Annotated in this window: 14 protein-coding genes; all 14 read right to left on the bottom strand. The window is 44.4% G+C overall.

Features of this window, described 5'->3' with window-relative positions:
* Positions 1-74: 74 nt before the first annotated feature.
* Positions 75-503 (bottom strand): Rrf2 family transcriptional regulator, encoded by a 429-nt coding sequence (locus FFM75_RS04130; RefSeq protein ID WP_137627924.1) that lies wholly within the window; start codon positions 501-503, stop codon positions 75-77.
* 67 nt (positions 504-570) lie between these two features.
* Positions 571-1,431: an SDR family oxidoreductase gene (locus FFM75_RS04135; protein WP_137627977.1), complete on the bottom strand. Its 861-nt coding sequence runs from the start codon at positions 1,429-1,431 to the stop codon at positions 571-573.
* 151 nt (positions 1,432-1,582) lie between these two features.
* Positions 1,583-1,936, bottom strand: coding sequence for a 30S ribosome-binding factor RbfA (rbfA, locus tag FFM75_RS04140; protein ID WP_137627925.1), 354 nt, complete (start codon positions 1,934-1,936; stop codon positions 1,583-1,585).
* Positions 1,937-1,958: 22 nt separating this feature from the next.
* Positions 1,959-4,484, bottom strand: coding sequence for a translation initiation factor IF-2 (gene infB / locus FFM75_RS04145; protein ID WP_137627926.1), 2,526 nt, complete (start codon positions 4,482-4,484; stop codon positions 1,959-1,961).
* 14 nt (positions 4,485-4,498) lie between these two features.
* The gene (locus FFM75_RS04150) at positions 4,499-4,804 is read right to left on the bottom strand and encodes a L7Ae/L30e/S12e/Gadd45 family ribosomal protein (RefSeq protein WP_137627927.1); all 306 of its coding nucleotides are present in this window, start codon (positions 4,802-4,804) and stop codon (positions 4,499-4,501) included.
* Positions 4,794-5,093: an RNase P modulator RnpM gene (gene rnpM / locus FFM75_RS04155; protein WP_137627928.1), complete on the bottom strand. Its 300-nt coding sequence runs from the start codon at positions 5,091-5,093 to the stop codon at positions 4,794-4,796. Before rnpM ends, FFM75_RS04150 begins: the two co-directional genes overlap by 11 nt.
* A gap of 18 nt (positions 5,094-5,111) precedes the next feature.
* A complete protein-coding gene (gene nusA, locus FFM75_RS04160) occupies positions 5,112-6,320 on the bottom strand; it encodes a transcription termination factor NusA (RefSeq protein WP_137627929.1) in 1,209 nt (402 codons plus the stop codon).
* Positions 6,321-6,339: 19 nt separating this feature from the next.
* Positions 6,340-6,819, bottom strand: coding sequence for a ribosome maturation factor RimP (gene rimP / locus FFM75_RS04165; RefSeq protein WP_137627930.1), 480 nt, complete (start codon positions 6,817-6,819; stop codon positions 6,340-6,342).
* Positions 6,820-6,956: 137 nt separating this feature from the next.
* Positions 6,957-11,273: a PolC-type DNA polymerase III gene (locus tag FFM75_RS04170; protein WP_137627931.1), complete on the bottom strand. Its 4,317-nt coding sequence runs from the start codon at positions 11,271-11,273 to the stop codon at positions 6,957-6,959.
* A gap of 136 nt (positions 11,274-11,409) precedes the next feature.
* Positions 11,410-13,119 carry a proline--tRNA ligase gene (locus tag FFM75_RS04175; RefSeq protein WP_137627932.1) on the bottom strand — a complete coding sequence of 570 codons (1,710 nt, stop codon included), beginning with the start codon at positions 13,117-13,119 and terminating at the stop codon, positions 11,410-11,412.
* A gap of 39 nt (positions 13,120-13,158) precedes the next feature.
* Positions 13,159-14,436, bottom strand: coding sequence for an RIP metalloprotease RseP (rseP, locus tag FFM75_RS04180; protein WP_137627933.1), 1,278 nt, complete (start codon positions 14,434-14,436; stop codon positions 13,159-13,161).
* Positions 14,437-14,479: 43 nt separating this feature from the next.
* The gene (locus tag FFM75_RS04185) at positions 14,480-15,265 is read right to left on the bottom strand and encodes a phosphatidate cytidylyltransferase (protein WP_137627934.1); all 786 of its coding nucleotides are present in this window, start codon (positions 15,263-15,265) and stop codon (positions 14,480-14,482) included.
* Between the two features lie 15 nt (positions 15,266-15,280).
* The gene (locus tag FFM75_RS04190) at positions 15,281-16,060 is read right to left on the bottom strand and encodes an isoprenyl transferase (RefSeq protein WP_137627935.1); all 780 of its coding nucleotides are present in this window, start codon (positions 16,058-16,060) and stop codon (positions 15,281-15,283) included.
* A 119-nt stretch (positions 16,061-16,179) separates the two neighbouring features.
* Positions 16,180-16,743: a ribosome recycling factor gene (gene frr / locus FFM75_RS04195; protein WP_137627936.1), complete on the bottom strand. Its 564-nt coding sequence runs from the start codon at positions 16,741-16,743 to the stop codon at positions 16,180-16,182.
* Position 16,744: the final 1 nt, after the last annotated feature.

Here is a 16,744-nt window from a genome sequence, read left to right on the forward strand (position 1 = left end):
CTCTGTTTAGTATAACACAACTTTATCGTTGCAAAAAAGCTACCACTAAACGCGGTAGCTTTCATTTGCCGGACTTAACCGACCGATCGCCGGGCTTGAATCCCATCGATAATATCTTGGACTGTCAGTTGGGCCAATTCAGCTTCCGCCGCTTGTTGGACCCGGGCGTACGCGGCATCTAACGTTTGTTGAATATTAGCCCCGACTGGACAACTCATATTTGTCCGCGGATCAACGTGCAATAACTCATGATTGATTTCAACAGCTCTGAAAACATCTAGTAACGTTATCTCACTAGCTGGCCGCGCTAACCGTGGTCGCGCCGCCCCGGCATGGCTTTCTAATAAACCAGCCGTTTTTAAATTGGCCATTAGACGACGTACCACACTAGCATTGGCTTCGATACTAGCCGCAATCTCAGTACTACTGATCGTCGCCGCCGGGACAATGTCCACATATGCTAAAATATGAATCGCATCGCTTAATTTATAAGAATACTTCATCGCGTCGCTCCTCTACTTTATTCCATTTCATTATACTAAAAAGCAGTGGCCATTGCCCAGCTGAACTTTAGCGCGCTAAGATTTCGTTGATAGCCGTCGTGATTGGTGTCAGTTCATGACCCAAAACCGTTGGCAAGTCATCACTGACCACATCTAATTCATTAGCCCGCATCATTTGTTGCATCCCAACAAATACCGGGACCAAAGATTCACTCATCCCATTAGCGGTTAAATCAGCAGCATAGTCCGCATCACTGACTGCTTGAAACTCAACATCAGTCCGGCCAGTTGCTTGTGCCACCGCCTGTGCTAGATCCGCATATGTCCGTGGTTGACCACCGAATTCATAGACTGGCTTAGGTGTGGCCGTTAGTAACACCTTAGCTGCGGCCACGGCATACTCACGTTCTAGTGCAAAACTAATTTTACCATCGCCAGCGGCATATTTGGCCGCTTGACCGGTTGCCCCAGCCTTTAAGTAACTCAACTCATTTTCTAAATACCAAGCGTTTCGTAAAAACGATACTTGTAGTCCACTATCACGTAACCATTTTTCGGTCGCCACATGATCCGTCGACAAGGCCGACTTAGCTGTCTCAGCATGCGCAAAACTCGTATACGCGATAAAAGTAACACCAGCGGCTTTCGCAGCGGCAATCACGTTTTGATGTTGTTGTTGCCGCGAAATGGCCCCACCTGGAACCGAGGAGATCATCAATAACCGGTCAACACCTTGTAGTGCCGTTGTTAACGCGGCTTGATCGGTATAGTCGGCCTGGCGAACATCGATCGATGTTGGTAACACCTGTGCCGCCTTTTGCGGATTACGCACAATTGCGACGATATCAGTTGGCGCCACAGTTTTTAAAAGTTCCCGCACCACGATTTGCCCAAAATGACCGGTAGCGGCCGATACTGCATATTTCATCATTTAATCCATCCCTTCAAATTAACTGCCATCAAGTTGTTACTTTTATATCAACAGATGTTATTTTATCACCTGTTACTTTAAAGTCAACAAATAGATTCAAAAAAAGACAGCCACCACTTGGTAGCTGTCTAAAGACTTAAATGGCCAATTAGTCTTGGCGTTTTAAGTTATTGATTAATTCATCGATGCGACTCCCATATTGTACAGAAGTATCACGTTCGAAAATCAGTTCTGGCGTTTTGTAAATACTCAACCGCGAGCCTAATTCACTGCGAATCAAACCCTTGGCCTTTTCTAAACCGGCCGCCGTTTTTTCACCATCAGACGCTTTGTCTGACAAAATACTGTAATAAATGGTTGCTTGTTGCAAGTCACCGGTCACCGTGACACCTGTAATTGTTAACCCTGCGACCCGGGGATCCCGGACACGTTTTAACAAGATGTCATCGACTTCACGTTGAATTTCTTGTTCAAGCCGACCAACCCGATAATGTTGTGCCATTTAGTGCACCTCCTTAGGGGTATTATTCAATTGGAACTTCCTTCATCACATAAGCTTCAATGACATCGTTAACCTTAATATCATTGTAGTCTTCAATTCGAAGCCCTAATTCAAAGCCTTGTTTAACTTCTTTAACGTCATCTTTGAAACGACGTAAGCTGGCTAACTTGCCATCGTAAATAACGACGCCATCACGGATGACCCGAACACCGGAGTCACGATGGATAACCCCATCAGTGACCATCCCACCACCGATAGTCCCGATCTTAGAAACCTTGTAGATTTCACGGATTTCGGCTTGACCAGTGATTTGTTCTTCATACTTCGGTTCAAGCATCCCTTTCATCGCGCTTTCGATTTCATCGATTGCGTTGTAGATGACTTGATGCAAGCGAATATCAACGTCATCAGTATCAGCTTGTGACTTTGCTTGTGGCGTTGGCCGCACGTTAAAGCCGATAATGATTGCGTTACTTGCTTCTGCTAAGGCCACATCACTTTCGTTGATAGCCCCAACCGCTGTATGGATAATGTTGACCCGAACACCTTCAACATCGATCTTCCGTAAGCTACCTGCTAAAGCTTCAACTGAACCTTGGACATCGGCCTTAATAATCACATCAACTTCTTTAAGTTCCCCTTGCTTCATTGAATCAAACAAGTTGTCCAAAGTAACGTGAGCTGTTTGTTTCCGTTCGTCCATTAAAGCTTGCTTAGCCCGTTGTTCACCAGCATCACGAGCCGTCTTTTCATCGTCAAAGACGACAAAGCGATCCCCAGCTTCAGGTACATCGTTTAAACCAGTGATTTCAATTGGCGTTGATGGGACAGCTTCTTTAATCCGACGACCACTATCATTAGTCATCGTCCGCACACGACCATAAGTGTTCCCAACAACCACTGGGTCACCGATATGCATCGTCCCTTGTTGTACTAACAAGGTTGCCGTTGACCCTTTACCACGATCCAAACTAGCTTCTAGTACTGAACCAGCTGCGTTTTGATCTGGATTAGCCTTTAATTCTAAGACTTCAGCTTGTAATAAGATCATGTCTAATAATTCGTCTAAGTTCTTACCGAATTTAGCAGAAATTTGGACAAAGATCGTATCGCCACCCCAGTCTTCGGAGATCAACCCATATTCAGTCAATTGTTCCATGACATGGTTTGGATTAGCACCTGGCTTATCAATCTTGTTAACCGCAACAATAATTGGTACCTTCGCTGCTTTAGCATGGTTGATGGCTTCGATGGTTTGTGGCATGACCCCATCATCGGCGGCAACGACTAAGACAGTGATATCGGTAATGTCAGCACCACGCGCCCGCATTTCTGTAAAGGCCGCATGTCCTGGGGTATCTAAGAAGGTAATGGTCTTGCCATCATGCTTCACTTGATATGCCCCAATAGCTTGTGTGATTCCACCAGCTTCACCAGCAGTCACATGGGTATGCCGTAACTTATCCAATAAGGTCGTCTTACCATGGTCAACGTGTCCCATAACCGTCACAACTGGGGCCCGGGTAACAGCGTTTTCCATGTTCTTGTTTTCATCTTCGAAGAATTTGTCCAAGTCAGTGACATCGACTTCAACTTTTTCTTCAGCGTTAATGCCGTAATCAGTGGCTAAGATTTCAATCGTATCTTTATCCAAAGATTGATTTTGGTTAACAGCGACGCCTAACATAAACAACTTCTTGATAATTTCAGCGGGTTCACGGTGCAAGATTTTACCCAAATCTTGTGCATTCATGCCGACCGTGTAAACCAATGTTTCTGGCAACGGCTTGTCCTTACGAACTGGTGCTGGCTTGTTGCTAACTTGGCGAATCCGTTGGTTCTTACGATTTTGTTTCTTGTTACGGCGCTTGTTGTTCCCACGATAACGGCCACCGTTATTGTTATTGTTTAAGCTGCCGCCGAAACGACCGCCACCATTGCGGCTACTATTGTTGTTGCCATTACTCCGGTTTTGGGTGTTATTACCGTTGCTACTACGATTTGAACTCGTGTTTGAGCTACGATTTTGCGTATTGTTACTGTTGTTATTCCGGTTATTATTATTTGACCGATTAGCCGAATTGTTACTACGGTTGCCGTTATTATTGTTGGAACGATTTTGGCTGTTAGTTGACCGTGTACTGTTTGAACGGGAGTTAGTGTTGCTACTATTGCTCCGGGTACCATTGTTGCTATTGTTACTGCGGTTCCCGTTATTACTCCGATTTTGGCTATGGTTATTATTATTACGATTATTATTCAAAGAATCACCACTCTGTTGATGACGCGAGTTGGATTGCTGCTTTTTAGAAGCAGTTCGTGTCACATTTCCAGCTTCAGCTTGTGAAGCTTGACTAGTCGTTTGACTAGCCGTTGATGCTTTAGGATGGGTGCCAACTTGGGCTGTTTTTAATTGCCGTGATTCGTTGTCACCGAGTGTCGACATATGATTTTTAACGGAGAACCCCAACTGCTGTGCTTGCGCAATCAACTGTTTACTTGGGACATGCAGCTCCTTCGCTAATTCATAAATTCGCTTTTTCCCCATATCTTCACCCTCCTTTAGTTAGTCATGATCGCCACCATTTTCTTGGCAAAACCAGCATCGGTAATGGCAATTACCGTCCGCTTGTTGCCAGTCGCAGCATTCAATTCCGCCTTTGTAAAGGTATCGATCACTGGTACATTATAGGATTGGGCCTTATCATGGAACTTTTTTGCAGTCGTGGGCCCCGTATCACTCGCGATAAACACGAGTTTTGCGGACTGGTTACGAATTGCGGCTAAGGCTAAGCCTTCACCAGCAATCTGTTTGCGGGCACGCCGAGAAAGTCCCAGTAGGTTCAAACAAGCTTCTTTAGGCGTCATCACCAAACAATTCCTTTCGGGCTTGTTGATGATCAACGTAGGCCACTAGTTCATCGTAAAAATCAGCGTCCACTTTAATGCTAAACGCCTTATCAAATGTCTTTTGTTGCTTTGCTTGTTCGGCAACCTTGACATCTAACGCGATGTAAGCGCCCCGACCTGGCTTCTTACCAGTTGGGTCCACTGACACTTCGTTTTGCTTGTTTTTTACGACCCGGACTAAGTCTTTCTTGGGATGCATTTCACCCGTTACGATATCTTTTCGTAACGGCACTTTTCTTTTTTTCATCGCCCAGACCTCCTTTAGTTATTCAGCGTCACTATCTTCGGCGTCATCACTAGTTGCGGCTGAATCTTCTTCAGGCGCAACTTCAGCTGAATCAGCCGGAGTGGCAACATCGTCTTCAATATCGACATCAGTGGTGTCAGCTGGTGCTGTTTCAGCAGCTGCAACATCCGTTGGGTTTGCATCCATTATATCAGATGCTTCGGTTTCCGATTTAATATCAATCTTGAAACCAGTTAGCTTAGCGGCTAAACGGGCATTTTGACCACGTTTACCGATTGCTAGTGATAATTGATAATCCGGTACAACAACCGTGCAACCACGTTCGTTTTCAGGATCAAAAATAACATCTAAAACTTCCGCTGGGTTCAACGCGTTGGCAATGAAGACGGCGGTGTCATCAGTCCATTCAACGATATCCATGTTTTCACCATGAAGTTCATTCACAATGGTTTGTACCCGTTGCCCTTTAGGACCCACACAGGTCCCAACGGGGTCAACATTGGGATTGTTTGACCGGACAGCAACTTTAGCCCGATCGCCCGCTTCACGTGCAATTGAGACGATTTCAACGATACCGTCAAAAATTTCTGGCACTTCTTGTTCAAACAACCGTTTTAACAAGTCTGGTGCCGTCCGTGAAACAAACACTTGTGGGCCTTTAGTGGTGTTTTCAACTTTAGACACAAAGACTTTGATCTTGTCATGAATGCGATAAGTTTCACCAGGTAATTGATCGGCCCGACTCATAACGGCTTCAACTTTACCTAAGCTCACATAAACAAACCGATTATCTTGACGTTCAACTTCACCCGTCACAATTTCGTTTTCGTATTGGCTGTATTCATCATAAATGATGCCACGTTCAGCTTCACGAACCCGTTGCATGATGACTTGTTTAGCGGTTTGAGCTGCAATCCGACCGAAGTTCTTAGGTGTGACTTCAAAACGAATATCATCACCAATTTCGTAAGCCCGGTTAACGGCTAAGGCGTCTTGTAAACTAACTTCCAAGCGGGAGTCAAAGACATCTTCGACAACTTCTTTTACCGCATAAACATGAATATTACCCTTAACTTGGTCAAAGTCAACTTCCACGTTTTGAGCTTGCCCATAGTTCCGTTTGTAGGCGGAGACTAATGCAGCTTCCAAAGCATCGATCACAACTTCTTTTTTAATGCCTTTTTCTGATTCTAGGGTATCTAAGGCCCCTAATAATTCCTTGCTCATGAATAAACTCCTTTACTAATTAGAACTTAACGGCTAAGCGGGCTTGGGCGATTTGTTGACGATCAATCGTCACCGTCTTATGCCGCGTTTTATCTAAGTAATTAATGGTTAACGTTTCAGGGGTCACTTCAGCGAGATCCCCTTCGAACACCTTTTTGCCATCCAACTTTTGGTATAACCCAACATGGACATATTTGCCAATTGCATTTTGATAATCGACTTCTTTTTTCAAAGGCCGTTCCGCACCAGGTGAAGAAACTTCTAAAAAGTAGGCTTGGGGAATTGGATCAGGATCCATTGTATCTAACTTTTCACTTAATTCATCACTAACCATGGCACATTCTTCAATGTTAATGCCACCAGGCTTATCGATATAAATTCTCAAATACCAACTTTGCCCTTCTCTTACAAATTCAACATCAACTAATTCAAACTGGTGGGCCGCCACAATGGCCTGGGCCACCGGCTGAATCGTCTCAACAACATTATTACTGCTCACGTTGCGCCTCCTATCCAGATTAGTCCAATAAAAAGAGTGAGCATCGCTGCTCACTCGTTAACGAGTTTTAAATTACACTCATATATTATCATAATTATGCATAATCCGCAACCCGGCGCGTTTTTCAGCACATAAATTTAAAACAAAGATAATTGATTTTCGTCTGGTAAGCCTTCCAAAACCCCATTATCGGTCATAAAGTCGATTAATGTCTTGGAAACTTTTCCACGTTTCGATAAATCTTCTTTCGACAAGAATGGTTTATCGGCACGGGCCGCAACGATTTGTTTAGCGACGTTCAAGCCCAATCCAGGTACAGCCCGGAATGGAGCGATCAGTGTATCACCATCAATCAGCCAGTCGGCGGCATCCGATTTGTCTAAGTCGACCATTGAGAAATTAAACCCACGTTCCAACATTTCATTGGCCAATTCTAAGACCGTCAATAAGTTCTTTTCCTTGGTGGAAGCGTCCATCCCTTTATCAGTGATCGCCTTCATTGACGCTTTGACAGCTTCTTTACCATGCGCCATGGCAACTAAATCAAAATCATCTGCCCGCACTGAGAAGTATGCGGCGTAATAGATTAATGGGAAATAGACTTTGAAGTAAGCGACCCGCAAAGCCATCAAAATATAGGCGGCGGCATGCGCCCGGGGGAACATATACTTGATCTTCAAGCAAGACTCGATATACCAATCTGGCACATCCGCATCTTTCATGGCTTGTTGCCAATCATCTGGAATCCCACGGCCTTTCCGCACGTGTTCCATAATTTGGAATGACATATCTGATTCCATGCCATAGTGAATCAAGTCGGTCATGATGTTATCCCGACAACCAATAACTTCAGCTAACGTGACCGTCCCATCTTTGATCAATTCTTCCGCATTGCCTAACCACACATCGGTCCCATGTGACAGCCCTGAGATTTGGAGCAATTCATTAAAGGTCGATGGATGGGTTTCTTCAAGCATCCCACGGACAAATCGCGTCCCAAATTCTGGAATTCCGAGCGTCCCAGTCTTCGAAAAGATTTGGTCTTCAGTCACACCTAACACTTCTGGACTAGAAAAGATCTTCATTACCGTTGGATCAACCGGTGGGATACTTTCTGGCTTGATACCAGATAAATCTTGCAGCATCCGAATCATCGTCGGATCATCATGACCCAAAATATCAATTTTCAAAATATTGTCATGGATCGAATGGAAATCAAAATGGGTCGTTTGCCAAGCCGCAGTTTGATCATCGGCTGGATATTGAACCGGCGTAAAATCATAAATGTCCATGTAGTCCGGCACAACAATAATCCCGGCCGGATGTTGACCAGTTGACCGCTTGACCCCGGTAATCCCTTTGGCCAGGCGATCAATTTCAGCATTACGCAGGTTTTGACTCGTATCACGTTCATATGCCTTAACATAGCCATAACCGGTCTTATCCGCAACTGTCCCAATTGTCCCCGCCCGATAAACGTTCTTTTCACCGAACAAGACTTTCGTGTAGTTGTGGGCAATGGGTTGATAGTCACCAGAGAAGTTCAAATCAATATCGGGCACTTTGTTACCGTAGAAGCCCAAGAAAGTTTCGAACGGAATGTTATGACCATCACGCACCATATCCGTCCCACACTTAGGGCAATCTTTTGGTGGTAAATCATAGCCAGACCCATATTCGTTATTCGTGTAAAAATGTGAATATTGACACTTTGGACAACGATAATGGGGTGGCATCGGATTCACTTCTGTAATCCCAGACAACGTGGCCACTAGACTAGACCCAACTGACCCCCGGGACCCAACTAAGTACCCGTCCTTATTGGACTTAAATACCAGTCGTTGCGCAATCAAGTAAATAACCGAGAACCCGTTCCCGATAATACTCTTCAATTCTTTATCCACCCGTTTTTGGACGATTTCTGGGAGTGGATCGCCGTACCAAGCGTGGGCTCGATCCATCGTCAACTGCTTGATTTCGGCTTCGGCCCCCTTCATCCGTGGCGTGTAAAGTTTATCTTTAACAGGCCGGACCGTTTCAAATCGGTTGGCGATTGCTTGTGAGTTTTCAACGACAATTTTATGCGCCACATCGGCACCTAAAAAGTTGAAATCTTTCAGCATTTCATCCGTTGTTTTGAAATGAACGTCGGGCCGTTCAGTCCGATTTAACGGATTAGCGCCACCTTGCGAGTGAATCAAAATTTTACGGTAAACTTTATCTTCAGGATTTAAGTAATGGACATCGCCAGTCGCCACGACCGGAATATTCATTTCATCACCTAAACTGACCATATTACCAATAATTTCTTCCAAATGCGCATTATCAGCGATCAATTCACTTTCCAGTAATGGCGCGTAAGCAGCTTTAGGCTGTACTTCTAAGAAGTCATAATAGCCAGCCTTTTGGCGTGCTTCAGCGGCCCCTTTTTGCATCATCGCCGTAAAGACTTCACCACTTGAACAAGCTGATCCCACTAAAATCCCATCACGGTACTTATTCAAAATACTTCGCGGCACTCGTGGCACCCGGTAATAGTATTCGACGTTCGATAACGAAATAATGTGGAATAAATTCTTCAAGCCTGCTTGAGTCTGGGCGTAGAGCGTCGCATGAAACGGCCGTGCATGGCGATAAGCCGCATTTTCATTCATATGATCGTTTAATTGATCATGGAATTGGACTTCATACCGTTCTTCGGCATCTTTTAAGAATAAATGATTTAAATGCCCCGTCGATTCCGCATCATAAATTGCCCGGTGATGGTGTTCCAAGTTAACGCCAAACTTTTTAGATAACGTATTTAGTCGATAACTCTTCAACGTTGGGTAGAGCCACCGCGCTAACGTTAACGTATCAATAATTGGATTTTCAATCGGCCCCATATCATGACGCGCATAGCCGGTATTCATAAACCCGATATCAAAGGTCACGTTATGGCCAACGATAATGGCATCGCCGTAAAATTCGCGGAACAAGCGGAACACTTCTTCTTCTGACTTCGATCCGCGTACCATATCATCGGTGATACTCGTCAAGTTCGTTGTCGTATCTGACAAATGGAATCCCGGATCAATAAATTCTTCAAATTGATCGACAACGTTACCTTTGACCATCTTAACCGCGGAAAGTTCGATCACCTTATCGTAAATCGCCGATAACCCGGTTGTTTCAGTATCAAAAATCACATAAGTCGATTCTTTCAAGTCAACATGGGCATCGTTATACGCGATTGGGACACCATCATCCACCATGTTGGCTTCGACGCCATATAACACTTTAATGTTATTTTTCTGGCCAGCCGCAAACGCTTCTGGAAAGGCTTGTGCCCCGGAATGGTCGGTAATCGCAATCGCGGGTTGTCCCCATTTAGCGGCTTGCGCCACGAAATCAGAAACACTGTTAGTCGCATCCATCGAACTCATATTCGAATGTAAATGTAATTCGACGCGTTTATCACCTTCAGGCGCGGTATCTTGACGTGACGTATGCGTTGTTTCATTGATATCATAAGCATTTAACGTCAAATCGCGCATAAAGCTATCTTCTTGGACCGAGCCGCGAACCCGCACCCACATGCCAGGATGCATCGCAGCGAACTGCGCCTCATCATCACTATTGCGCGAAAACTTCTTAACGACCATCGATGAACTATAATCGGTGACCTTTAAGATCAATAGTTGGCGTTGCGACCGTAATGTCCGCACTTCCATATCAAAGACATATCCTTCGATAACGACCGAACGTTCTTCTTCGGTGATTTGAACCAACTGTTTCGCTGGTTCAGCTGGGTTAATGGCTTTCCCAAGTTGGACTGGCCCATCAATTGGCGCTGGGGTGTCCCCTTGTTGTTGCCGTTTTTCATTGGCTTTTTTAATGGCGGCTTCAGCTTTCTTCGCCAGTGCTTGATCAGACTTAGCTTTCTGCTCATGAAATGCCTTGATCTTCGCCTGTGACGCCGATTCATCAATCATCGTATGAACCGAGAATTTTGGAAAACCAAGTGCTTGATAAGTTTCTTCAATTGGACCTAAGGCCTGATTCGTTAAAAACTTCTGAATCACTTCATTTTCAGCCAGTAGCAACACTCGGTCATCTTCATAAGTTGGCACGTTACTATTACATAACGATTGAACTAACGGTGACGTGATGCCACTATTTTGCACGATCCATTCCCAGTAATTCGCTAATTCAGTTGGATTAACAGTGGTGTCATCCGTTTGAATCACGATTTTAACGCCGGCAATGTCGTGAAACGCCATCCGCAATTTATTTTGAAACGTCATAAACTGACTAAATGGCAAAACGTGTTGGAAATGCAAATGAAATTCCCAAACTTTCGACGCTTGATGAACCGTCAATTTATCGATGGTCGCATCGGCCATGCTCGGATCATCTGGCAAATCGATTTGTTCAAGTAACTTCGTAAACATTTCGTGCTGATTTAAGCTCACGCGTGGGCCTCCTTATCTCTATTCTAACTAAAATCACCTAGTTTCCATGGTGCTCGAAACTAGGTGATTTCTGCATACCCAATAAGTTTAAGTGTACGCATTTTTTAATTAACTTGCAACGGTGAGCGTCGCAAAATTAATCGATGTTTTTCATTAAGACTGCCAAGTTATTGGCAATTTCTTCTTGTTTCACTTCTAAAGTTTCGCCAGTTTCACGTAACTTGATTTCGACGATACCTTCACTAGCCTTTTTACCGACTGTGATCCGGGCTGGAATCCCCATTAAGTCAGAATCAGCAAATTTAACCCCTGGCCGTTCTTTACGATCATCATAAAGTACATTATAGCCAGCAGCTTCAAGTTGGGCTTCAACTTGGTCAGCCACTTCGACTTGGTCAGCCTTCTTAGGGTTAACTGGAATCACGTGCACATCAAATGGTGAAATGGCTTTAGGCCAAACCAAACCATTTTCATCAGCCCGTTGTTCAGCAATCGCTGACAATAGCCGTGAGACCCCAATCCCATAGCAACCCATGATAACTGGGATGTTACGGCCGTTTTGGTCTAAGACTTCCGCATGTAAATCTTTTGAGTAACGAGTCCCAAGTTTGAAGATATGGCCAATTTCGATCCCTTTGGTGAACTTCAAGACACCCGCACCATCTGGTGACAATTCACCTTCTTGTGCAAAGCGAATATCGACATAGTCTTCAGCATGGAAATCACGTTCAGGGTTAACATTCGTAAAATGATGCCCGTCTTCGTTAGCGCCGACTGTAATGTTAACCATATCTTTAACGTAAACATCGGCAATAATCTTCACATCATCACTAACATTAACTGGTCCTAAAGACCCAAAGCTGGCGCCAAGGTATTGCTTGGCTTGTTCTGGCGTTGCCATTTCTAAGAAGTCGGCGCCTAAGTAGTTCTTCAACTTAACGTCGTTGACTTCATGGTCACCACGCACTAACGCTAATACGGGTTCGTCATCCGCCATAAATAAAATACTCTTAACAAGTTGATCAGCACCAACTTTTAAGAAGTCAGCTAATTCATCAATCGTCCCAACTCCTGGGGTGTCGATTTTGGCCATATCTTGTAATGAGGCATGGGATTTCTTTGGCACATACAAACTCCGTGCCATTTCCAAGTTAGCAGCATAGTCACTCGCGTCAGAATAGACGATCGTGTCTTCACCAACTGGCGCGATAGCAGAATATTCACGAGAATCTTTACCACCCATAGCGCCACCGTCACCAATAATCGAACGGAACTTCAAACCACAGCGTTCAAAAATATTTTGATAAGCTTGCGCCATATCTTGGAACGTATCATCCAAAGAGGCTTCATCCGCATGGAATGAGTAAGCATCTTTCATGATAAACTCACGGCCACGAAGCAAGCCATAACGAGGACGATCTTCATCACGATATTTCGCTTGAATTTGATACAACGTTAATGGCAACTTCTTGTAAGACTTCACTTCATCACGAATAATCGAAGTAAATGTTTCTTCATGCGTGGGTCCTAAGATAAATTCCCGATCATGACGATTCTTTAATTTAAATAATTCAGGACCGTAAGTTTCATAACGGCCAGTTGCTTGCCATAATTCAGCTGGAATCACGGCTGGCACTAGCATTTCAGCGGCATCGATGTTTTCCATTTCTTCACGAATAATGGCTTCGATTTTGGTTAAAACACGATAGGCCAATGGTAAATACGCATACATTCCGGCTGAAATTTGCCGAATATAGCCAGCCCGTAGCATCATTTGATGACTTAAGGCCTCTGCATCATTCGGAACTTCTTTTAAAGTCGGAATTAATAACTTCGATTGTTTCATCTAGAAATCTTCTCCTTATTGGTACCAATTTATTATTGCTTAGAAGAAATATCGTTGGATATCATTCCAAGTGACTAACACCATTAATAACATTAACAAGCCAAACCCAATCAGGGTAATGACACTTTCAGTTTCAACCCGCAGTGGCTTACCGCGAATCCCTTCGATAATGTTTAACAACAACTTACCACCATCCAACGCTGGAATCGGCAACAAGTTCACAATCCCTAAGTTGATCGACAAAACGGCTAACAAGTAAATCACTTGGCGAATCCCAGATTTAGCAGCTTGCGAGGTCGTCGCAAAAATGGCAACAGGACCGCCTAAGTCATTCAAACTAAAGCCGTGGGTCACCATACGACCAAGCACTTGGAAAATCTGTTTCGTGATATTCCAAGAACCCGTAAAGCCATATGCCAACTTTGTGCTCAGCCGTGAATCGGTACTAGTGCCCCATTTGACACCAATTTGACCAACTTTATTACCAGAAACAGTCTTGGCTGCCGGTTTAACCGTAACCGTCCGCGTTTGACCAGCGCGTTTGACACCTAATTTCAATTTTTGATTTGGACTATCTTGAATCAATAACGAAATCGACTGCGCATTGGTCATTTTTTTGCCGTTGACTGCCACGATTTGATCGCCAGTCTTAATACCTGCCTGACGCGCAACAGAATTAGCCGTAGTCCCTGCAACTTTAGTCGTAACGGTGGTCACACCACCTTGCATAAACGCTAAAATCGCAAAAGTGATAATCGCTAAAATAAAGTTGTTCATCGGACCCGCAAAGTTGGTTAACATCCGTTGCCATAATTTGGCCGATTGGAATTGAACATCGACGGGCGCAATTTGTACTTCAGTCCCGTCGCTTTCAATAATCGTCGCATCATGGTCAACTTGATAACGTTTAACTTCACTTTCGTCACCATTTTCATACCCTTCGATCCAGAGTTCCTGCTCCAAATCATTGGCTGTCACTGATAACGGGATGCCATTAAACAACGTGGTTTTCTTGCTCGCATTGATCGAGTGCACTAAGCCATCTTGACCAACTTGTAAACTAACCGGGGTCCCCGGCTTGAGTTCGTCGTCTTCATCATCCGCGACCCCCGCCATCCGAACGTAACCCCCAATGGGCAACATCCGTAACGTGTAAGTCGTCGCATTCCGGCGAAATGCGACCGCTTTAGGCCCCATACCGACGGAAAATTCTCGGACTAAGATCCCAGCCCGTTTCGCAAAGTAAAAGTGGCCGAATTCATGCACAATTACCAAAATTCCGAAGACGATAATGAACGTAATAATTGTAACTATCAAAAAGCGGTTCCTTTCTTCCACAGCCTGTGGAGGTCCTCAGACGTTAAAACAAACCAAATAAGTGGGCAATTGGGAAAACGAGTAACATACTGTCAAACCGGTCTAAAATTCCACCATGTCCAGGTAAAATCTTACCGGAATCCTTGACACCATAATACCGCTTCAAGGCTGATTCGACTAAATCACCAAATTGACCGACCACTGACAGAATAATCGTAATCACTAACATGCTAAGCCAATTGTGGTATCCAACTTGAAAACCAATCGCAAAAGCCGTCGCAATCACGACTCCAATCACGCTCCCGCCAATACAGCCTTCCCAAGTCTTGTTAGGGCTAATTGGGGTCACTTTATGTTTACCTAGCTTGCGGCCAACCATATAAGCACCACTATCCGTTGCCCAGACAATAAACATCGCATAGAGCAACATCTCAACACTCACACCGCGAGCGGCCGTAAAGTAGTTGAAACCCATCCCAATATAGAATATCCCTAACGTTAACACCCCGGCATCGTCAAATGAAAACCGATTCCGTGACCAAACGGTGTGCAATAACATTAAAATAATCAAGAAATAGATTACATAAGCCTTGTTCAATTGGTCTGGAAGGCCATTAAACCACTTATTCGGTGCAATCTCAATCATGACGGCTAACATGCTGACAATCGCTTCAAACGAAATCAACAATTTTTTCCGCATAATCAATAATTCTGACATCGCAATCGCCCCAAGCAGCATTGCGACGATGTCTAAGGTCATCCCACCTAAAAAGATCACTGGGATAAACAAAGCCAACGCAATAACCGCTGTAATGACGCGTTGTTTCATAAGCTAAAACTCCCTTTATTTTTGATCCGACAACCCACCAAAGCGACGATCACGACTTTGAAAATCCGCGATACAAGCTTTTAAGGTCGCCGCTGTAAAATCTGGCCACTTCACATCTGTAAAGACCAGTTCACTATAAGCTATCTGCCATAATAAAAAGTTGGAAATTCGTTCTTCACCACTCGTCCGAATCAATAAATCCGGGTCATGATAAGCCCCTAAAGGTGCTGTCATCAGGGCAGCATCGACAGTCGTGTCATCGATTTCATCCACGGCTAACTCACCCGCTTGCACCTGGCTGGCAATCTTTTGAATGCCAGTCACGATTTCTGCACGTGAACCATAATTCAACGCAAAGTTTAATACCATACCGTCACAGTCTTTCGTATCGGCAATCGCATTGTTAACTGCCGTCTGCGTCTTAGCCGGCAATTGATCGGTATAACCCATCACTTGGACCCGCACGTTGTGCTTGACTAAATCAGGCACAAACGTATCAAAGAAACTTACTGGTAACTGCATTAAATAGTTGACTTCATCAGTCGGGCGTTTCCAGTTTTCCGTTGAAAAAGCATAGAGCGTCAACACTTTCACACCTAAATCACTCGCGGCAATCGTGACTTTTTTGACGGTGTTCATCCCTTCTTTGTGACCCGCAACCCGGGGCAAATGCCGGGCTTTGGCCCACCGTCCGTTACCATCCATAATAATCGCGACGTGAGCTGGGATCCGTTGTGCATCGAGTTCTACGTTCTCATCGGCTGCTGGATCATTTTTATTTAAAAAAGCGAACAAATTGCACCTCCAAAAAAAGCTTAACCAAGCACTATTTTACCAAAAAAAGCGCCATTAAACTATCTTCAACAAAAAAAGGCTTGAATTTCTTCAAGCCTTTTTGACTAATTGGGCACGAATTAACCTTCGAGCACTTCTTTTTCTTTGTCGGCAACAATGGCATCAACGTCTTTACCTGCTTGATTGGTCAACTTTTGCATTTGGTCTTCCAATTCATGCAATTGGTCATCAGTGAAGTCGCCATTTTTATGGCCCTTCTTCAAGGCATCCATTGCGTCACGCCGAACGTTTCGAACGGCAACTTTAGCCCGTTCACCTTCAGCTTTAACATCTTTAGCCAATTCCTTACGGCGTTCTTCTGTTAATTGTGGAATGACCAAACGAATGGCACTCCCATCATTAGCTGGGCTAATCCCTAAATCAGAAGCTAAAATTGCTTTTTCGATTTCTTTTAACGCCGTCTTATCAAATGGTGTCACCATTAAAACCCGTGGTTCAGGAACGGTGATGGCGGCCATTTGATTCAATGGTGTTTGCGTGCCGTAATAATCAGCTGAGATCCGGTTCAAAAGTGAAGCATTGGCCCGGCCGGCCCGGATGTTACCAAGTTCACGTTGTAAAGCAGATCCTGCTTTTTCCATCTTATCTTGTGCTGCTTTTAAAATTGGTTCCGTTACTGCCATT

Source organism: Lactiplantibacillus daowaiensis (genome assembly GCF_005405085.1).
Taxonomy (GTDB): Bacteria; Bacillota; Bacilli; order Lactobacillales; family Lactobacillaceae; genus Lactiplantibacillus; species Lactiplantibacillus daowaiensis.